Raw genomic sequence first — 21423 nt, 5'->3', positions numbered from 1 at the left:
TATGAAAAAACTATTTTTATCATTATTAGCTGTTTGCTTACTTTCTGGGGTTCAGGCGCAAGAAACTGTTGTATTTCGATCTGGGGATGATGGCTATGCGAGCTATAGAATTCCTGCCATAATAAAAAACAAGAATGGGGAATTGATTGCTTTTTCCGAAGGCCGTGTAGATCATGCGGGAGATTATGGCAATGTGGACATTGTATATAAAGTTAGCAAGGATAACGGCAAGACTTGGGGGGATTTGAAGGTTGCGGCAGACTATGATAGGCTTCAAGCGGGAAATGCAGCCCCAGTAGTAGATTTATTGGACCCTGCATATCCTGAAGGTAGAATATTCCTATTTTATAATACCGGAAATAATCATGAGGGCGAAGTGAGAAAAGGTAAAGGTCTACGAGAAGTATGGTACATTACCTCGACTGATGGAGCAAAAACATGGTCAGAACCTGTGAACATCACAACGCAGACACATAGGCCAAAACAAACAGAAATAAATCCTGAATATTCTTTTTCTGAGGATTGGAGAACCTATGCAAATACACCAGGGCATGGATTTCAATTTGTTTCAGGGCCTAATAAAGGTAGGATTTACATCGCTGCCAATCACAGTGCCGGGGATCCACAGCCACAAGGTAAAGATTGGAATGCTCATGCCTTTTATTCTGACGACCATGGAAAAACCTTTAAACTGAGTGATAACCTTCCTTATCCCGGAACGAATGAATCTATTGCTGCTCAAATAGGAGACAATGAAGTGTATATGAGTTCTCGGAACCAACAATTGACTCCTAAACAAAGGGTTATTTCGATTTCTAAAGATGCTGGACAGACATGGGTGAGTTCATCTCCTGATGCTAAACTGCCTGATCCAATCAATCAAGGATCTGCTTTATCATGGAAAAAAGGTAAAAAATTTATTTTGGCTCATATTAATGCTGCAGATGAGAAAGATCGTAATAACTTGACCTTGAGGCTGTCAAAAGATAAGGGAAAGTCTTGGTATTATAATAAATTGATTGCCAAAGCTCCTGAGGGTTACAAAGGTGCATATTCAGCCTATTCAGATATTGTTTTGATAAAACCCAATACTATTGGTATTCTTTACGAGAAAGACAATTATAAAGAGATCATTTTTCTGACTGAGAAGATTAAATAAGTTAAAACCCTGGGCTAGTTGCTTAGGGTTTTTGTTTTTTAAAGTGCATATTGTCAAAAAAATCCTGTAAATTGAATTTTATCTACATTGTTAAACCATTCTAAACTTTTTTCACGATATGTTTCTGAGAAGTATAGTTCATATTAAAACTCTAATTTATGTACCAGTAGTTAGAAATTCATTTTTAATAGCTTTGGTGTTGATTTCTGTTTCTTTTTTTGATTCATGTGCAAAAAGGAATTCTGCGGTTTCGAGTTCATTTGTAGAAGGGGGAAATACTTTTCAGAATCCTGTTTTTGAGCCTGTATTTGCGGACCCTACGGTGATTCAAGATCCTAAAACAAAGCTGTTTTATGCATATGGTACTCAAGACAATTGGGATGATGGTCAAGGCTCTAGGTTGGTTCCAATTTTGGAATCCAAAGATATGGTGAATTGGAGTTATGTTGGTCCTGCATTTCAAGAAAAACCTTCTTGGAAAGGTGCTGGCGGCATCTGGGCTCCAGATATTAATTTAGTGAACGGGAAATACTATTTATACTATTCTTATTCAACTTGGGGTGATAAAAACCCTGGGGTAGGTTTGGCTATTTCGGATTCTCCAAAAGGCCCATTTATAGATCAAGGGAAGTTGTTCGACAGTGAATCAATGAGTGTTCCTAATTCAATTGATCCTTTTTTTATTGCTGATAATGGGAAGAATTATATTTTTTGGGGAAGTTTCTCAGATACTCCTGGGCAAGGTACTTTTGCTTTGGAATTGAGTGAAGATGGCAAAAAAGTTAATATTGGACAGAAAGTAAAAATCGCAGCCGGTGATTATGAGGCGGTTACCATTTTTAAGAAGAATGGGTATTATTATTTTTTAGGATCTAAGGGAAGTTGTTGTGAGGGAGCTAATAGTAAATATCATGTTTTGGTAGCTAGATCGAAGAATCTATTAGGACCTTATGTGGACAAAGAGGGAAGGGATATCAAGGAAAGAGGAAATGGAACTATTGTTATGCAGGGTTCTGAAGATATCGTCGGCCCAGGACATACATCAGGGGTTATAACTGACGCCAAAGGTCAGGATTGGATTTATTATCATGCGATTGATAAGAATCAAGGGAAACTAGGAAACGGTACGTCTAGAAGAATGCTAATGTTGGATCCATTAGTTTGGGAAGGTGAATGGCCGATTATCGGGGGAGGCAATCCTCAGACCAAGCAACAGAAAAAACCAGTCATAAATTAAATTCAGCTTTAAATTTTATATGAAAATCAGATTATTTTGTTTAGGATTATTGTTTTTGTTGAGCAATATAGCAAATTCACAAGAGTTGCCAGGAAATCCATTGTCCGTTGCATTGGGCGATCCATACATTATTTATGATGACAAGCAGGACAGCTATTATCTGTATGGTACTGGAGGGACAAAGAATGGTTTTGTAGTCTATTCTTCCAAGGATTTGAAAGATTGGGAGAATGAAGGAGTTATTTACACTAACCTACAGGAGAAATCATGGGGAACGAAAGATTTTTGGGCACCCGAAGTTTATAAATGGAATGATAAATTTTATCTGTTCTATAGTGCACATTGGAAGGAAAATCCTAATAATGAGTTGGAGAATTATAAAATAGGCGTCGCAGTTTCTGACAAGCCAACTGGTCCGTTTATAGACATTGATGATAAACCGTTATTTGATCCAGGATATCCAATCATTGATGCAAATGTATATGTGAGTGAGGATGGCAAGAAATACCTTTATTATTCGAGGTGCTGTTATAAGCATCCTGTAGAATCAGAAATTGCTGCTTGGGCAAAAAAGAAAGGTTTATATGATGAGATTGAAGAGAGTTGGGTTTACGGAGTTGAGTTGAAGCCTGATTTGAGTGGGGTAATCGGAGAACCGAAATTATTATTGCGTCCACCAGTAAAAATCAATGATAAACAAGCAGAATGGGAAAGCAGATCAGTTAACAATGCTGAGATAAATCGTCGATGGACCGAAGGTTCTTATCTTTTTAAGCATAATAATCTTTATTACATGATGTATTCTGCGAATCATTATGCTGGACCTTATTATGCTGTTGGATATGCGACTTCAAAAAATCCACTAGGGCCTTTTAAGAAATCTGCTACCAATCCAGTCTTGGAGAAAAATAATGATAAAGGTGGCGATGTTACAGGGACTGGCCATAATTCCATTTTTGTTGGCAAAGATGGTAAAATGTACTGTGTATATCATGGAAGAACTACAAAAACGGGCAATGATCGGGTAGTTTTTATAGATCCGATAGAGATAGATTCTCAAGGTGTGTTAAAAGTACACGGTCCTACTACAAATAATTGATGGAATTTGTATCTTAGGAGAACTAATTGAAGAACCACCTATGCCAGATTTTGCAATTAATGACGTACCACACACTCGCTTAAACATATTAACAGGGGAACGAATTCTTGTTTCGCCACATCGCAGCAAGCGACCATGGCAGGGGCAAGTGGAGGAATTATCCTTAGATAAAAGGCCTGAATATGACCCAAATTGCTATCTCTGTCCAGGGAATAAACGGGCAGATGGCAGTGAAAATCCCGATTATAAGGAGAGTTTTGTTTTTGTCAACGACTTTTCTGCTCTGTTGAAAGATACTGAAGAAGGAAATATAAATGAAGAAGGATTATTAGTTGCTGAAACTGAGCGGGGAATTTGTAAAGTTATTGCATTTACTCCAAGGCATGATTTGACTCTTCCTGAGATGGATGTTGAGGATATCAAAAAGGTCGTTGATGTTTGGCAAAGCGAATTTGCCTCTTTAGCATCCAATGAATGGATTAAATACATTCAGATATTCGAAAACAAAGGATCTATTATGGGTTGTAGCAACCCGCATCCTCATGGTCAGATTTGGGCGGAAAGTAAGTTACCCATGGAAATCCTCAAAGAGGAAAAGCAGCAGCAGGAATATTTCCTAAAAAATAAGAAGTCTTTATTGTCTGACTATCTAGCCTTAGAATTAAAGAAAAAAGAACGAATTATCATTGACAATGATCATTTTGTGGCTTTAGTTCCTTTTTGGGCGGCATGGCCTTTTGAAACCATGCTGATCAGTAAGCGTCATGTTACGGATATCACTGAGTTTTCTGAAGAAGAAAAGTTGGATTTAGCAAAAACCTTACAGGAGCTTACCATCCGTTATGATAATATATTTTCAACCTCTTTTCCATATTCTGCAGGGATGCACCAAGCTCCTGTAAACAATGGGGAGCAGGATTTTTGGCATTGGCATATGCATTTTTATCCACCATTACTTCGTTCAGCGACTGTAAAGAAATTTATGGTTGGCTATGAGATGTTAGCTAATCCCCAAAGAGATATTACTGCAGAAAAAGCAGCAGAAATCATCAGAAATCAACCCACCATACATTATAAATCTAATACCAAATGATTGAGAGAGACCAAATTAGTGCTAAGTATAAGGAATTGTACGGAGTAGAGCCAGCATTAGTTTCCAAATCGCCCGGAAGAATTAATATAATTGGAGAACATACGGATTATAACGAAGGATTTGTTCTTCCTACTGCAATTGACAAAGCTGTATATGTGGCTTTAGGGAAGCGTAATGATACAGAGATTCATTTATTTGCAGAAGATTTTAATGAGTCTTTTCAAGTTGATTTAAAAGATGTTTCACCAACCGATAAGGGCTGGCCAAATTATATTCTTGGAGTAGTTAATCAATTGAAGGAGCGTGGGTATAAGATTTCTGGATTTAACCTTTATATAGATGGGGACATACCTGTGGGGGCTGGTCTTTCATCATCTGCAGCAGTAGAATGTGCTACAGGTTTTGGATTGAATGAACTTTTTGATCTGAATATTGACAGGGTTTCCATTGCAAAAATTGGTCAGCTTGCTGAACACACTTATGCAGGGGTAAAATGTGGAATAATGGATCAATTTGCTTCGGTATTGAGCAAGGAGAACCATGTAGTTAGATTAGACTGCAGAGATCTTTCTTATAGCTATGTTCCTTTGGAGCTTGGAGATTACGAGATCGTGTTGTTAAACACGAACGTTAAGCATTCCTTGGCCTCATCTGCATATAATGACCGAAGGCATTCATGTGAAAAGGCAGTAGCCTTAGTAAAGGAAAAATATCCTGAGGTAAATAGCTTGAGAGATGTAACTATTGAAATGCTGGATGAGATTGTCCGGCCTATTGATAACGACAGTTATGTAAAAGGTAAGTTTGTGGTGGAGGAAAACGAAAGACTTGCCAAGGCTTGTGAGGCTATGGATAGAGGGGATATCCAAGAAATGGGTAGACAAATGTTTAGAGCTCATGAAGGCTTGAGTAAGGAGTATGAAGTTAGTTGCGAAGAATTGGACTTTTTGGTAGAAAATGCTAAGGAATTTCCTGAAGTTTTGGGAGCAAGAATGATGGGAGGCGGTTTTGGAGGATGCACTATTAATATTGTGAAGAAGGGTTTTGGACAGCAATTAGTTGATTCAATATCGCCTGCTTACAAAAAAGAATTTAACCTTGAGCTAACACCTATTTTTGTTAAAACTGATAATGGCTCAGAATTAGTATATTAGACTTAATTATAAACTAAACAATGAATAAATCTATCTTAAAAACGTTGCTTGCGGGCTCCCTTTTTGCGACTATTGCGTGTCAGCAAAATAGCAAGCAGGAAAGCAACATTACTGCCGACAGTACAGATTCTGTTGTTACAATCTTAGATTCCACCTCATTCTCAGGAGATATTGATGGAAAATCTGTCAAGCTTTATACGTTAAAGAACTCCTCTGGTGCAACAGCATATTTCACAAATTTTGGAGCAAGAATCGTAGGATTGCAGGTACCTGATAAAAATGGTACTTTAACAGATGTTGTCTTGGGGTTTAATAAAGCTGCTGACTACAACAACCCAAAAGAACCTTTCTTTGGTCCTATTGTCGGTCCATTTGGAAATCGGATTGCTAAGGGTAAATTTAGTATCGATGGGGAGGAATTTACCACACCAACCAACAATGGTCCCAATACCTTGCATGGAGGAGTTAAGGGCTTGCATTTTCAAAATTGGGATGTCAAAACTGTAAATGATAAGGTTATCACATTCGCATTGACACTTCCTGACAAAGCTGAAGGATTTCCCGGTCCAATTCATATTGAAGTAACATATAGTTTGTCAGACAATAATGAACTGACGATTGCTTATAAAGCTACTTCTGATAAGAAAACAGTTATTAACTTAACAAATCATGCATATTTCAATTTAAATGGTGAAGGCAGTGGAACTATTTTAGATCATACTTTGAAACTTAATGCCGATAAGTATACTCCTGTAGACAGTACATTGATTCCTACTGGAGAATTGGCAGATGTTAAAGGTACGCCTTTTGATTTCACTACTTCAAAAACGATAGGCCAAGATATTGAACAGGACAACGAGCAGTTGAAATTTGGTAAAGGCTATGATCATAATTGGGTTTTAAACGGGACCAAAGTTGATGGGTTGAACCATGCTGGAACTTTAACAGGAGATAAATCAGGGATCGTAATGGACATCTATACTGAAGAACCTGGAATTCAGTTTTACAGTGGGAATTTTATGGCGGACAATGTAACACTTAAAAATGGTTCTAAGGATAGTTTCCGTACGGGATTATGTTTGGAGACCCAACATTTTCCAGATTCTCCAAACCAGCCTAATTTTCCATCTACATCATTAAATCCTGGAGAAACCTATACCAGCAAATCTGTTTACAAGTTTACGACTAAATAAAAACCATGGAAACCAAAGACTATATCGTATTCCTATGCTACTTCATAATAGTAGCAGGGTATGGACTTTACATTTATTATAAGAAGAAATCCGCTTCTGGGGATTCTAAGGATTATTTCTTGGCTGAAGGTTCCTTGACATGGTGGGCAATTGGAGCTTCTTTGATTGCCTCGAATATTTCTGCTGAGCAATTTATCGGCATGAGTGGTTCAGGATTTAAGATTGGATTGGCTATTGCAACTTATGAATGGATGGCGGCAGTGACATTGATCGTTGTTGCTGTATTTTTCCTTCCAGTTTATCTCAAGAACAAAATCTTCACGATGCCACAGTTCTTACACCAGCGGTACAATGGCACGGTAGCCATGATTATGGCGGTGTTTTGGCTGTTATTGTATATTGTGGTAAACCTAACATCCATTTTGTTCTTAGGGGCATTGGCAGTCTCCAGTATTTCAGGATTGGATTTCCAGGTCTGTATGATTGGTTTAGCCGTATTCGCGATTTTCATCACCTTAGGAGGTATGAAAGTAATTGGTTACACCGATGTAATCCAAGTATTCTTTTTGATTTTGGGAGGTCTAGCAACCACTTATTTGGCATTAAACCTTGTTTCGGATCATTTCGGTGGGACAGGTGTACTGGATGGATTTGGTATTGTTCATGAGAAAGCTCAAGATCATTTCCACATGATCTTGAAGCCTGACAACCCGAATTATATTGACTTGCCTGGATTATCAGTTTTGATAGGTGGTATGTGGGTTATCAACTTGAACTATTGGGGATGTAACCAGTACATCACTCAGCGTGCATTGGGCGCGGATCTTCCGACCGCTAGAAACGGTTTGTTGTTCGCTGCAGTTTTAAAATTACTTATGCCTTTGATCGTAGTATTACCTGGTATCGCTGCTTATGTTTTATATAATGATGGATTATTCCAACAAGAGATGATTGCTGGTGGTGAATTGAATCCAGATAGAGCATACCCGGTATTATTGAATTTGTTGCCTACAGGTCTTAAAGGACTATCATTTGCAGCATTAACCGCTGCGGTCGTTGCATCTTTGGCAGGTAAAGCAAATTCAGTTGCTACTATATTCTCATTGGATATTTATAAGAAGATTTTTGATAAAGATGCTACTGAAAAGAAATTGGTGAATGTTGGGAAGATTACTATTGTTGTTTCTATGATCTTAGCAATTTTTATTGCTCCATATTTAGGTATTGACAAGAAAGGTGGTTTCCAATATATTCAAGAGTATACAGGGTTTGTATCTCCGGGTGTATTTGCGATGTTCTTATTGGGATTCTTTTGGAAGAAAACGACCTCAAATGCAGCATTGTTTGCTACAATAGTAGGTTTCATACTGTCAATTGTATTGAAATTCTTGCCTAATTTCATGGATCTTTCTTTCTTAGCTTCTACAGGATTTGCTATTCCTGTGGACGGGGTTTACGAAATTCCATTCATTGATCGTATCGGCTTTGTTTTCATCTTCTGTTTAATCGGTATGTACTTTATAAGTATGTATGAAAACAAAAAAGGTGTTGTTACCAATGGTTTGGAAATCGACGCTACGATGTTCAAGACAAAAACAGGTTTTGCAGTTGGTGCATTACTTGTAATTGGTATCACAGCAGCATTGTATACTATCTTTTGGTAGGTATAATATAGAGTTCAAAAAAATCCCTTGACTTTTTTTAGTCAAGGGATTTTTTTTATTTTATCTCTTTTAGAGCTTGATCAAAATCCTGAATTAGATCGTCTATATGTTCAATTCCTACTGAAACTCTTAACATTCCAGTCGTTATTCCAGAGGTTGATTTTTGGGATTTATCGTGATGTGAACCCCACATGCTAGCTGGGTGGACAACGAGCGATTCTACCCCTCCAAGGCTTGCTGCATTGGCGAATATCTTCAATTTATTTAGCACAGATTGAGCATTTTGGTAGGCGTCTTCTTCATCCCCAATCACTTCAATGCAAAGCATGCCCGTTCCACCACGCATTTGTTTTTGTGCAAGGTCATATTGAGGGTGCGACTTCAGACCTATATATCCAGTATACTTAATTGCAGGGTGTTTTTCGAAAAATTCTGCTAACGCTAGAGCGTTACTGTTGATCTGTTTTACCCGCATGGATAATGTTTTCAAGCCCCTTAATAAAAGCCAAGAATCAAATGGGCTTAATGACCCTCCAAGCACAAGTGATCTTCGCCATACCTTTTCGATAAAATCCTTAGTTCCACATACCACTCCTGCTGTTAAATCACTATGGCCGCCTAAATATTTAGTAGCTGAATGGATAATTACATCTATTCCCAGATCTTTTGGAGACTGATTGATTGGCGAGGCGAAAGTATTGTCTGCCATTGTCGTAATCTTATGCTTTTTACCAAGGTCTGCAATAAATTGCAGGTCAGTAATATCCAGATTGGGGTTGGAGGGTGTTTCGACATAGATCAATTTTGTGTTTGGCCTTAACGCTTTTTCGAATGCCTGATTGTCCTTTTGATCGACGTGGGTTACCTCTACGCCATAATCTGATAAAAATTCCTTAAAAAAGAGCATAGCACCAGAGTAGAGAGAATTTTGAGTTACTACATGGTCACCTACTTTAACGACACTTAAGATCGCGGTTGAAATGGCAGCCATCCCTGTTGCCAATACCAGAGAATCTTCAGTTTTTTCAAGACTTGCGACAATAGATGCGACTTGGGAATTCGTAGGATTTCCGTGGCGATGATAAAAATTAGGGTGTTTTGTTTCTGTTGCGGCTACAATATACTCCTTGAGATCTTCATCTGCGAAGTATGTTGAAGTTTGATAGATTGGGGTTACAACGGCTTTACTTTCGTTGAATTCTTTCCCTTTATGGATTAGATCGGTTTCTATATGAGACATATCAGGTTGTTTTTAAAAAATAAAGGAATGAAAATTAAAAAAATAACTTGTAAATACTTAATTTCAGCTTCGATTTGTTTAATATAATTAACCTTAATTTACCTCAAATATTATGAAAAAAATACTTGCTATTCTGGCTTGTCTTCTTTCTACTTTATCATTTGCTCAGATTAAGTCTCCATCTGAATACCTTGGATATCAAATAGGTTCAAAGGTAACTCCGCATTGGAAGGTTTTGGAATATTACCAATATATTGCCACTCAGGTTCCAAACCAAGTGAAAATGGAATCTTATGGAGAGTCTAATGAAGGTAGACCTCTTAAAGTATTCTATATTTCCTCTGCTCAACATATTGGAAATCTAGAAAATATAAGGACTAACAATTTAAAATTAGCACATGCATTAGAAGGTGAGGGCACAACAACTTCTCCTGCTATTGTATGGATAAGCAATAACGTCCATGGGAATGAAACTTCTTCGATAGAAGCATCGATGATGACTTTGTTTGAACTAGTAAACCCCAACAATAGTAAAAGTAAATCCTGGTTGGAGAATACTTTAGTGATCTTGGATCCTTGTTTAAATCCTGATGGAACTGAACGTTATAATAACTGGTACAATGGTGTTGTTGGGATTAAATATAATCCAGAATTATATGCTCGCGAACACAGAGAGCCTTGGCCAGGAGGTAGATATAATCATTATTATTTTGACATGAACCGTGATTGGGCTTGGCAAACACAAAAAGAAAGCGCCTTAAGAGCCATGATTTATAATAAATGGCTGCCACACATTCATGTTGATTTTCATGAACAGGGAATAAATTCACCTTATTATTTTCCGCCAGCAGCAGAACCATTGCATGAGGTAATAACGCCATGGCAACGAGAATTTCAAACCACTATTGGCCAACATAATGCAAAATATTTTGATTCAAAAGGGTGGTTATATTTTACTAAAGAACGTTTTGACTTATTTTATCCATCGTATGGAGATACTTATCCTATCTATTCAGGGTCTATAGGAATGACTTTCGAGAAGGCTGGCAATAGTTCTGCAGGATTGGGAGTGTACACAGATGATAAGGATACATTGACTCTCGTTGATCGCGCTATTCAACATCATGCCTCCGGATTAAATGTGATCGAAATAGTATCACAGAATGCTGGCAGAGTCGTTTCTGAATTTAAAAAATTTGGAGATGATGCAGCAGCAGGAAAGTTATCTTCTTTTCAAACTTATGTTGTAAAATATGACAATAGCAGGGATAAAACCATGCGAGCTTTAATCGAATTATTGGAAAAGAACAAGATCAATTATTATTCATCCTCAGGTACTATAAAGGGATTTGATTATTTCAGCAAAAAAGAGGAAAACCATAGTTTAAATTCTAAAGACTTAGTGATTCCGGGAAATCAATCAAAGGCTGCACTGATTCGTGTATTATTTGAACCAGAGGCGAAGTTGACCGATTCTGTCACTTATGATATCACAGCTTGGTCATTGCCGTATGTTTACGGACTACCAGCAATTGCATCTAAGACTAAAATTTCCAGCTTAAATCCCTATCAGTTAGAAACTATTTCTAATAGCATCGGCTCACCTTTTGGATATGCCATAAAATGGGATGGATTTTCTTCTGCTCAACTTTTAGCTGCATTATTAAGGAATAAAATTACTGTTAAAGCATCAGATCAAACTTTTAAAATCGGTTCTGAGGAATTTCCAAAAGGATCACTGTTGGTGATGAAGAACGGTAATAAACAATCCAATACCGAGAAAATATTGAAGGAAGAATCGGATCGACTCAAAGTAAAGATATATGCTATTCAGTCGGGCATTGTTGAGGGCGGTAAGGATTTAGGAAGTTCTGATGTGAAAACTATCAAAACACCAAAAGTGCTGATGATGGCAGGAGAGGGGCAACGCGCTACAAATGTTGGGGAAGTATGGCATTATTTCGACCAGCAATTACAATATCCAATTATATTGATCAATCCATCGGATTTTTCTAGAGTTAAATGGGATGAAATAGATCTGTTCATTATGCCTAATGGCAACTATCCTTTCTTAAAAGATAAGGCTCAGACCGATGAATTCGCAAATTGGATAAGGAAAGGAGGGAAAGTAATAGCATTAGAATCTGCAGTTACCCAATTAGCATCCCAATCATGGTCGGATTTGAAACCTGTGAAACAAGATACTTCATCTAAATCAAAGCCAAATCCTCTTAAGAAATACGGTGATCGTGAGCGTGGTGCTCTGGAAAACTATACAGCTGGTGCAATTTTCAAAGTAACCTTTGACAGTTCGCATCCCTTGATGTTTGGGGTAAAAGATTACTTTACTCTAAAACAAGACGAAAACTTATTTCAATATTTTGAATCCGGGAAGGGATGGAATGTGGGCTATATCACAGAAGATTCCAAAATGAGCGGTTTTGTTGGGCATACACTGAATAAAAAACTCAAGAATGGTCTTGTCTTTGGAACTCAGAACCTAGGTCGTGGATCTGTTATTTATTTGACAGACAACGTTTTGTTCAGGAATTTTTGGGAAAGTGGTAAGCTGATTATGGCTAACGCAATATTTTTTGCTATAGAGTAAAAATACCTAATTCTGGGGATTGTTATGTGTCCCATCACTTTTTATTTTTACGATAAATAATGGGACACATATATGAACAAGCCAATTCTAACAAACTCGCTTCCTATCAAGCTAAGGTTGTATTTAAAATTTATTACAGGTTTTTTAGTATACTTTTATAAAAGAGCCATTCGCCCCCTTTAAATTAATATAGCATTTGTTTCAGCAATTCTATAGCGTATTCTATACTATTTACATTATTAATGGCAATTCGGAGTTGACCTTTTACTTCTTTTAGGTTTGAAATGTTAGGGTATTTTTGGACAAATGCCAAAACTTTTCCGAAGTTTTCAGATTGATAATAACTTGATTTCGGGTTGTTTACAAAAAACCCTTTTAAGATGTTTTTCTTATATGATATCTTCTCTAAGCCTATATCCTTACCCAGCCATTGTAACCTTAAAGTATTGAACAATTCAAAAACCTGGTTTGGAATAGGACCAAACCTATCCAATAATTCTTGTTCGAATTTTTTCAAATGACCTTCATCTTTTAATTTCGAAATATCATTGTATAGATTGTATCTTTCAGAAACATTCGTTACGTATTCATCTGGAATCATTACTTCTAAATCTGTATCAATCTGTGTGAAAGAAACATATTTCCTGTTTTCCTCATCCGCGAATAAATCCCCGAATTCATCATCCTTCAATTCTTGAACTGCTTCATCAAGGATCTTATTATACATTTCAAAGCCTATCTCTGCGATAAATCCAGACTGTTCAGCTCCCAATAAGTTGCCAGATCCACGGATATCCAAGTCACGCATGGCAACATTAAATCCAGAACCTAATTCTGAGAATTCTTCTATTGCTGATAATCTTTTGTAGGCTTCACTAGTTAGAGTCGATAAAGGTGGGCTCAACAGGTAACAGAATGCTTTTTTATTCGATCTTCCTACTCGTCCTCTCATTTGGTGTAAGTCGCTTAACCCGAACATATGGGCTTGGTTTATTATGATCGTATTAGCATTTGGAATGTCCAAGCCAGCTTCAATGATGGTTGTGGCAATCAATACATCATACTCATGGTTGATGAATTTTAACATAACATCTTCCAACTCATCACCCTCCAATTGTCCATGAGCGATTCCGACTTTTGCCCCCGGTACCAATTTTCTGATCAGCATACCTAGTTGCGGGAGGTCTGCCACTCGATTATGGATAAAAAATATTTGACCTCCACGGTCTATTTCAAAACTTACCGCTTCTTTAATTAAAGTTTCATTGAAAACGTGAAGTTCAGTTTGTACAGGTTGTCTATTCGGCGGAGGTGTAGAAATAATACTTAAATCTCTGGCGCCCATCAATGAGAAGTGTAAAGTCCTTGGAATTGGGGTAGCTGTCAAGGTCAATGAATCTACGTTTGCACGCATTACCTTCAGCTTTTCTTTTACAGAAACTCCAAATTTTTGCTCTTCATCAATAATCATCAATCCGAGATCTTTGAATTTAACATCTTTGCTCACCAAACGGTGGGTCCCAATAATGATGTCTACTTTACCTTCTTCGAGTTTTTTAAGAGTTTCTTTAATCTGTTTGCTGGATTTGAAACGATTGATATAATCAATATTTGCTGGCAATCCTTTCAAGCGTTCCGAGAAAGTTCGGTAATGTTGTAATGCAAGAATTGTTGTGGGAACCAAGACCGCTACTTGTTTGCTGTCAGCAACTGCTTTGAAGGCAGCACGGATGGCAACCTCAGTTTTTCCAAAACCAACATCGCCACAGACCAACCGGTCCATAGGATGTGGAGATTCCATATCTTTTTTTACATCCGCTGTTGCTTTTTCTTGATCGGGGGTATCTTCGTAAATAAAGGAAGCCTCCAATTCCCGCTGCAAATAAGTGTCTGGACTAAATGCATTACCAGTTTGTGCCTTTCTTTTAGCATACAGCATAATCAGGTCCCGAGCAATGTCCTTAACCTTTTTCTTGGTCGTTCTTTTTAATTTCTCCCAAGCATCAGTCCCCAGTTTATTCATCTTGGGTACTGTACCTTCTTTACCAGAGTATTTAGAAATACGGTTTAAAGAGTTGATATTAACATAAAGCAAATCATTGTCCGCATAAACCAGGCGAATCATTTCCTGGCTTTTTCCATTGACATCAACCTTTTCTAAACCTGCGTATTTCCCAACCCCGTGGTCAATATGGGTAATATAATCACCAGGTTTTAACTCACTTAATTCTTTTAAGGTTATGGCCTGCGATCTTTCGTAACCTTTTCTCCTTTTATATTTATAATAACGGTCAAAAACTTGATGGTCCGTATAGCAAGCTACTTTGAGATTGTCATCTCGAAAACCTTCGCGTAACGCTTTGTAGATAGGAGTGAATGATACATTCTTATCAAGGTCTTCAAGGATTGCATATATCCTTTCGATTTGTTTAGTAGAATCTGAAAAAATATAATTTTGAATTGCATGCTTTTCATTTTCATGAAAATTATGAATCAGCAAGCTAAAATCCTTGTTGAATGAGGGTTGAGGATGAGTATCAAATGATAGCTCAACATCAGGTTTATAAAAAAATTGTTTTCCGAATTCGACAACAGGATATTCGAACAACATTGCATTGAAGTTTTTGTCGTCCGTAAAAGTAAACCTTGGATCCACCCAATCTGGGTTATCTTTAATTTCCTTTTCTGTTAATGCTTTCCAATATTGGGAAGATTTCTTATATCCTTCTTTAATGATATCCAAGGTAAATTGGACATCTTTTAGCCAGATGATAGAATCTTTGTCGATATATTCAAGCAGAGAGATATGATTGTTGCTCAAGAATTTTGCTTGAACGTTCGGAACGATGGTTACCGAGTTTATCTTGTTTACAGATAGTTGTGATTCAATATCAAAAGTCCTTATACTTTCAATTTCATCACCAAAAAATTCTATTCGATAAGGCAAATCATTTGAAAACGAAAAAATATCGACAATACCACCCCTGATCGCAAATTGCCCGGGTTCATATACAAAATCTACTCGTTCGAAATCATATTCATATAAAAACTCATTGATAAAGTCGATACTTAATTTAGTTCCGACCCTAATTTCGAGGGTATTTTTTTCCAGATCCTGTTTATTGATAACCTTTTCCGATATTGCTTCAGGATATGTAACAACAATTCTTGGCAATTCAGAATTTCGGTTTAAAGAGCTAAGAGTTTCTGCACGCTGGAGTACATTGGCGCTATCTAGGATAGTAAATTCAAATGCTTTCCGATAAGAGGCTGGAAAAAACAAGATCTGATTATCGAATAAGCTCTCCAAGTCGCTCAAAAAATAAGATGCTTCTTCATGAGTAGGAAGGATAAATACATTTAATCTTTTCTCAATTTGGTAGGTAGCAGCAGCTACCATGGCATCTGAAGAACCAACAAGTCCTTTTAAATGGACTTTGGGTTTTCCTTCTTTGATACTATCTGCAAAGTTTTGTACTTGTTGGGAAAGGCTGTATTTATTTAATAGTTCTTGAACGTTCACTCTTATTTATTTTTGCGAATTTACGAAAATTTAGTTGAGGATTTTACAGGCTATTTACCTATAAGTCATAATCTAACTTATTGTCGGCTGCGAAGTTCAACACAAATTCCATTTGTTCTCTAAGGTCAAATTGAAGATCCTCATGCAGGTTGTTGAAAAGCTTAACGGCATTTTTAATTCTTCCATTTACATACTTATGCAATTTGAAGGCAGGTGAAAGAGCTGAAGGTCCAAACAGTGATGGATAAAGATCGAATGCTTCCTCTAATATCAACAATCTAGCCTCTACTACAGAAAACTTATCTTTTGTGATTTTTTCATGCTCATTCACCATTCCACTTGCTTGTCGCAATGTGCTGCTCAATCCTTTATAATTAGAATAAACGGGAATGTTCTTGATCTTGTTTGCATTGGTTTCAAATAAAGATTCCAAGTTGCTTTTTAAGTCAATAATCCTGTCTTCAAGATCAGATTCATCTTCCAAAAGCTCGTAATGCAATTGTTTCAACAGCATTTTATCTTTGTTGATCAATCTGACCAACAGCTTGTCTTTCTCCTTGGTAGGTAAATTTAACACAGCCTCCTTTAGTTCCTGATCTTTGTGTAATGACATGAAATAAAGATAGGTATAGATTGATAATAATACAATTTATACTAGTTGCTGAAAGTTAATGGCAATATTTCTATCAAAAAGCTATGAGTATATCCGCTGATAAGTAAAAAGTACCAACGTTAATCGGTTTTATACCATTCGTAGTGGTAGTTATTGGTTACCTTTGTAATGTATGGGCAAGATACCTGTTTTAGAGCAATGTACAGTATCCTACAAAGAGGATAAGCACTTTTTGGCAGACCGCCTGGATGTATATTTAAGGAACAATAATAACTTAATATTCCCACATCGGCATAACTTTTACCAAATGGTGTTATTTTTATCTGGAGAGGGTAGCCATGAGATTGATTTCAAACAATATCCTATTGAAAGGGGTCAAATATATTGCATGGGACCTGGTCAAGTTCATTCATGGATGTTTAAGGGAAACATGACAGGTTTTATTGTCAACTTTGATATTGATTATTTCAAATCATTATTGATACAGCCCAGTTATGTTGATAATTTGAATTTATTCTCGTCATTGAACGACGGTGTTTTTGTCCTTGAGGATTATCAGTTGGGGGAAATTTCTAACTTATTCAATCAATTAATTGTTTTGAACTTAGAACAAACGGCAATTGATCTAAAGCGTTCTTTGTTGCTTTACATACTGTTGAGGTTAGACCAAGCATATTCTCCGAAGTTTCCGGGTCAATCAGTGGACTATCATTTAGTTTTAATAAAGAATTTTATTTCTCTAATAGATGAGAATTTTCGGGAATTGCATCTGCCAAAAGAATATGCTGAGTTACTATTTGTTACTCCCAACCATTTAAATTCAGTCTGTAAAGAATATTTAGGGATGCAAGCAGGAGAAGTGATAAGGAATAGGATTATGTTGGAAGCGAAACGGTTGCTGATCCTTCCGGATTGGACGATTTCGCAAGTGGCTTATGAGTTGAATTTCAACGACAATTCATATTTCACTAAATTTTTTAAAAAAGTTGAAGGGAAAACCCCTGAAGAATTCAGAAAATTACAATGGAAGTAAAATTGAAAATGGACACAAAATATACCATACCATCAGAATTGAAAAGTGCGATTGAGGGTAAATGCCCGAGATGTAGAACAGGAAACATGTTTGCAGCACCACTTTTAAGTTTTAAATCTCAAAAAATGCTGGAGAGATGTCCGGCTTGTGATTTGAAGTTTGAAAAGGAACCAGGATATTTTTATGTGGCAATGTACGTGAGTTATGCCATGAGTGTTGCAGAATTGGTGGCAGCTTGTGTTGCTACTTATGTTTTATCTGGGAACTTGGAAAGCCCTTGGCTATATGTCATTGTAGCATTGACCGTAACTATTCTATTAGCCCCATTCAATAACAGATACTCAAGAATTATCTTACTTTATTTTATGACACCCTCATTCAAATTCAATGAAAGGATATTTGAAAGGGTAAAAGCTGAAGGGAAGTAAATGAAAAAAGAAAGTCCGCTATTTACTTTTAGCGGACTTTTATATTTCTTATAGCATTTTCTGAAATACTACCCAATTGGGTTTTCTTTCAAATATTTTTCCCATGCCCAAGCAGAAGACATCATTTCATCGATTCCCAATTCTGCTTTCCAGCCTAGTTCTTTTGTAGATTTCGTTACATCACCCCACACTTTAACAATATCACCTTCACGGCGTGGGCCTACTTCAAAGTTCAATTTCTGGCCAGATGCATTTTCAAAGGCTTTGATTGCTTCCAAAACGGAGTATCCATTTCCAGTACCGATATTGAAGACATCGTAATTACCATTAGGATTGCCTTTTTCCAATAATTTAATAGCTGCCACATGCGCTTTTGCAAGGTCTACTACGTGGATATAATCGCGAACTGCCGAACCGTCTGGAGTTTCGTAATCAGCACCGAATACCGTTAGTTTCTCACGTTTCCCAATAGCGGTTTGTGTGATAAAAGGCAATAGGTTTTGAGGAACACCAATTGGTAACTCTCCAATTAACGCTGATTCATGTGCTCCAACAGGATTGAAGTAACGCAGGGCAATGAATTGATAATTATTATTTGCATTTGCTGTTTCTTCAAGTATTTCTTCAGCGATTTGCTTGGTATTTCCATAAGGAGAAGTAGCCTTTTTTACAGGAGCTGATTCTGTTACTGGAAGAGAGTCTGGCTCCCCGTAAACTGTACAGCTTGAAGAAAATACAAAGTTGATAGGTTTCTCTCGGTAAGCCTCTAATAGATTGATCAAAGAGAAGAAGTTATTATGATAATATTTTAATGGGTTTTGAACTGACTCGCCAACTGCCTTAGAAGCAGCAAAATGAATAATCCCAGAGATATCAGGATTGGCAGCGACAAACTCATTCACTTTTTCTGTATCACAGAGATCAAACTGATGGAATTCTGGTTTTACTCCGATGATTTTTTCAATCTGTTCAAGGATTTTAATGTTTGAATTTGATAAATTGTCAACCAAAACAGGAGTATAACCTGCATTGTGAAGTTCAACTACTGTATGTGATCCAATAAAGCCGGTCCCTCCGGTAACTAGTATTTTACTCATTTTATATTTTTTTATGTGATTGGATGTTCTTTAAATAATGATTGATAATAACCAATTGTTTTCTCTAAACCTTCTTTTCTTGAAACCTTTGGTTGCCAATTTAAGATTTCTTGAGCTCTACTAATATCAGGCCGACGTTGTTTCGGGTCATCAATTGGCAACGGTTCATAGATGATATTGGATTTGCTATTGGTAAGTGCAATGATTTCCTTTGCCATATCAATAAGCGTCATCTCTTCTGGGTTACCAATGTTTACCGGTAAATGGTAATCACTGGATAGTAATTTACATATACCCTCAACTTGATCAGAAACATAGATGAATGACCTAGTTTGTTTTCCGTCCCCAAAAACAGTAACATCTTTATTTTGAAGGGCTTGAGCTATAAAGGTTGGTAATGCCCTACCATCATTTAACCTCATTCTCGGACCGAATGTATTGAATATCCTCGCAATCCTCGTTTCTAGGCCATGAAAGTTATGATAAGCCATCGTCATCGCTTCTTGAAATCTTTTCGCCTCATCATATACCCCTCGCGGGCCAACAGGATTTACGTTGCCCCAATATTCTTCATTTTGGGGAGATACAAGCGGATCACCATACACCTCCGATGTCGAAGCTACTAGTATCCTTGCTTTTTTGCTTTTGGCAAGGCCCAAAAGATTATGCGTGCCTAAAGAACCAACTTTCAAGGTTTGAATGGGTATTTTTAGATAATCTATAGGACTTGCTGGAGAGGCAAAATGCAGGATATAATGCAGTTCACCAGGCACATGGACGAACTTTGAAACATCATGGTTGTAGAATTCAAAATTTGGGAGTTTAAAAAGATGCTCAATATTTTTGATGTCACCAGTGACAAGGTTGTCCATTCCGATGACATGAAAACCTTCATCAATAAAACGGTCGCACAGGTGTGATCCTAAAAATCCAGCTGCCCCAGTTATTAATATTCGTTTGCGCTTGTTCTCTTGCACAATAGTGAATTTGAAAAGGTTTAAATATCTTTGACGAAGATAAGTAATATTTTAACATGATGCGTTTTCTTTACGACTTAGGGATATCCATTTATAGTTTATTGATCTGGATTTTGGCACCTTTCAATGCTAAAGCCAAGCTCTTGGTCACTGGTCGTAAAGGATTGTTGAAACAGATAGAGCAAACGGTTGAACAAGGTCAAGAATACATCTGGTTCCACTTTGCATCACTCGGAGAATTCGAACAGGGAAGATCGGTCATGGAACAAATAAAACAACGATTTCCAAGTGAAAAAATAATTGTAACATTTTTCTCCCCGTCAGGTTATGAAATAAGGAAAAATACCCCTTTAGCAGATTTTGTCTTCTATTTGCCTGCTGACACCTCTAAAAATGCAAGGAAATTTTTAGATATTCTAAATCCAAAATTCGCTATTTTTACCAAATACGAATATTGGTATCACTACTTCAATGAGTTAAACAAACGCAATATCCGACTGTTAATGATCTCGGCCATTTTTAGGGAAGATCAAATATTTTTCAAGCAATATGGTGGTTTCCTCAGGTCGATCCTAAAGAAAGTTTCCTACTTCTTTACCCAAAATAATGAAAGTGTAAATATGTTAAAATGGATAGGTATCACAAAGGCGGGCTTAGCTGGAGATACACGTTTTGACAGGGTGGTTGAACTCCCAAAACAGCATAAAGAGATTTTGCCAGCTCTTCATTTCAGCAAAGATAGCAATGTATTGGTTGCAGGGAGTACTTGGCCGGAGGATGAAATACTGTTAAAAGAGCTTTTGGAAAAACATAAGGATTTGAAGGCCATTATTGCGCCACATGAAATTCATGATGATCACATCAATGCCCTTCAAAAGATGTTTCCAAATGCTATGCTCTTCTCAAAATATGATACCTATACTGACCAACAGAAAACAGTTTCGAGAGAGCTTATTATTGATAATATTGGGATGCTATCTTCCTTATATCATTATGGGAGAATTGCATACATAGGTGGAGGATTTGGTGCTGGAATTCACAATACTTTGGAAGCAGCAACCTATGGAATGCCAGTGATCTTTGGTCCTAAATATGAAAAATTCCAAGAAGCAATTGACCTCTTGGAATTGGGAGCAGGTTTTTCGATTTCAAAGTATCAAGAGTTAGAAGAAGTTTTTACTGCTCTTCAACAGAGTGATAAATTATTAAAATCGAGCCTAGCTGCTAAAAATTATGTTCAACAACGTTCGGGTGCTACCCAGATTATTATGAAATATCTGGAAACAGAAAAGCTGTTAGGGTAGT

Annotated in this window: 16 protein-coding genes; 11 read left to right on the top strand and 5 right to left on the bottom strand. The window is 37.0% G+C overall.

The window, feature by feature from the left end; all coding sequences use genetic code 11:
- Position 1: 1 nt before the first annotated feature.
- The 7 genes from CRT24_RS08220 to CRT24_RS08190 all read left to right on the top strand — a co-directional run bounded on the left by CRT24_RS08220 (position 2) and on the right by CRT24_RS08190 (position 8599).
- Positions 2 to 1159, top strand: coding sequence for an exo-alpha-sialidase (locus CRT24_RS08220; RefSeq protein WP_099370758.1), 1158 nt, complete (start codon positions 2 to 4; stop codon positions 1157 to 1159).
- A gap of 118 nt (positions 1160 to 1277) precedes the next feature.
- Positions 1278 to 2396, top strand: a complete 1119-nt coding sequence (locus tag CRT24_RS08215; protein ID WP_099370757.1) for a family 43 glycosylhydrolase — start codon at positions 1278 to 1280, stop codon at positions 2394 to 2396.
- Positions 2397 to 2415: 19 nt separating this feature from the next.
- Complete coding sequence (locus CRT24_RS08210) at positions 2416 to 3495, top strand: glycoside hydrolase family 43 protein (protein WP_099370756.1); 1080 nt, start codon at positions 2416 to 2418, stop codon at positions 3493 to 3495.
- A 40-nt stretch (positions 3496 to 3535) separates the two neighbouring features.
- Positions 3536 to 4588 carry a UDP-glucose--hexose-1-phosphate uridylyltransferase gene (locus tag CRT24_RS08205; RefSeq protein ID WP_099370755.1) on the top strand — a complete coding sequence of 351 codons (1053 nt, stop codon included), beginning with the start codon at positions 3536 to 3538 and terminating at the stop codon, positions 4586 to 4588.
- Complete coding sequence (locus CRT24_RS08200) at positions 4585 to 5742, top strand: galactokinase (protein WP_099370754.1); 1158 nt, start codon at positions 4585 to 4587, stop codon at positions 5740 to 5742. The genes CRT24_RS08205 and CRT24_RS08200 overlap by 4 nt, the downstream gene beginning before the upstream one ends.
- Before the next feature lie 20 nt (positions 5743 to 5762).
- The gene (locus tag CRT24_RS08195; RefSeq protein ID WP_099370753.1) at positions 5763 to 6935 is read left to right on the top strand and encodes an aldose epimerase family protein; all 1173 of its coding nucleotides are present in this window, start codon (positions 5763 to 5765) and stop codon (positions 6933 to 6935) included.
- Positions 6932 to 8599 carry a sodium/sugar symporter gene (locus CRT24_RS08190; RefSeq protein WP_180269093.1) on the top strand — a complete coding sequence of 556 codons (1668 nt, stop codon included), beginning with the start codon at positions 6932 to 6934 and terminating at the stop codon, positions 8597 to 8599. The genes CRT24_RS08195 and CRT24_RS08190 overlap by 4 nt, the downstream gene beginning before the upstream one ends.
- A 55-nt stretch (positions 8600 to 8654) precedes the next feature.
- Here CRT24_RS08190 and CRT24_RS08185 read toward each other — a convergent pair whose 3' ends face one another.
- Positions 8655 to 9839, bottom strand: coding sequence for a PLP-dependent aspartate aminotransferase family protein (locus tag CRT24_RS08185; RefSeq protein ID WP_099370751.1), 1185 nt, complete (start codon positions 9837 to 9839; stop codon positions 8655 to 8657).
- Between the two features lie 112 nt (positions 9840 to 9951).
- Between CRT24_RS08185 and CRT24_RS08180 the strand changes: the two genes are divergently transcribed.
- Positions 9952 to 12447 (top strand): M14 metallopeptidase family protein, encoded by a 2496-nt coding sequence (locus tag CRT24_RS08180; RefSeq protein ID WP_099370750.1) that lies wholly within the window; start codon positions 9952 to 9954, stop codon positions 12445 to 12447.
- A 184-nt stretch (positions 12448 to 12631) separates the two neighbouring features.
- On the opposite strand, the gene mfd is transcribed toward CRT24_RS08180, so the two are convergent.
- Positions 12632 to 15970: a transcription-repair coupling factor gene (gene mfd / locus CRT24_RS08175; RefSeq protein WP_099370749.1), complete on the bottom strand. Its 3339-nt coding sequence runs from the start codon at positions 15968 to 15970 to the stop codon at positions 12632 to 12634.
- 58 nt (positions 15971 to 16028) lie between these two features.
- Positions 16029 to 16583 carry a hypothetical protein gene (locus CRT24_RS08170; RefSeq protein WP_099370748.1) on the bottom strand — a complete coding sequence of 185 codons (555 nt, stop codon included), beginning with the start codon at positions 16581 to 16583 and terminating at the stop codon, positions 16029 to 16031.
- A 172-nt stretch (positions 16584 to 16755) separates the two neighbouring features.
- Between CRT24_RS08170 and CRT24_RS08165 the strand changes: the two genes are divergently transcribed.
- Positions 16756 to 17616 (top strand): AraC family transcriptional regulator, encoded by an 861-nt coding sequence (locus CRT24_RS08165; RefSeq protein ID WP_099370747.1) that lies wholly within the window; start codon positions 16756 to 16758, stop codon positions 17614 to 17616.
- Positions 17607 to 18044 (top strand): DUF983 domain-containing protein, encoded by a 438-nt coding sequence (locus CRT24_RS08160; RefSeq protein WP_257214000.1) that lies wholly within the window; start codon positions 17607 to 17609, stop codon positions 18042 to 18044. The genes CRT24_RS08165 and CRT24_RS08160 overlap by 10 nt, the downstream gene beginning before the upstream one ends.
- Positions 18045 to 18112: 68 nt before the next feature.
- Here the strand turns inward: CRT24_RS08160 and galE are convergent, their stop codons facing one another.
- Both galE and CRT24_RS08150 read right to left on the bottom strand, forming a co-directional pair.
- A complete protein-coding gene (gene galE / locus CRT24_RS08155) occupies positions 18113 to 19141 on the bottom strand; it encodes a UDP-glucose 4-epimerase GalE (protein ID WP_099370746.1) in 1029 nt (342 codons plus the stop codon).
- An 11-nt stretch (positions 19142 to 19152) separates the two neighbouring features.
- Positions 19153 to 20118, bottom strand: a complete 966-nt coding sequence (locus tag CRT24_RS08150; protein ID WP_099370745.1) for a UDP-glucuronic acid decarboxylase family protein — start codon at positions 20116 to 20118, stop codon at positions 19153 to 19155.
- 56 nt (positions 20119 to 20174) lie between these two features.
- On the opposite strand from CRT24_RS08150, the gene CRT24_RS08145 reads away from it, so the two are divergent.
- Positions 20175 to 21422, top strand: coding sequence for a 3-deoxy-D-manno-octulosonic acid transferase (locus CRT24_RS08145; protein ID WP_257213999.1), 1248 nt, complete (start codon positions 20175 to 20177; stop codon positions 21420 to 21422).
- Position 21423: the final 1 nt, after the last annotated feature.

Origin of the sequence: Sphingobacterium sp. 1.A.5, from assembly GCF_002734235.1 — a bacterium.
GTDB classification, from domain to species: domain Bacteria; phylum Bacteroidota; class Bacteroidia; order Sphingobacteriales; family Sphingobacteriaceae; genus Sphingobacterium; species Sphingobacterium daejeonense.
The sequence above is the reverse complement of the archived record's forward strand: the minus strand, read 5'-3'. Positions and strand labels throughout refer to the sequence as shown.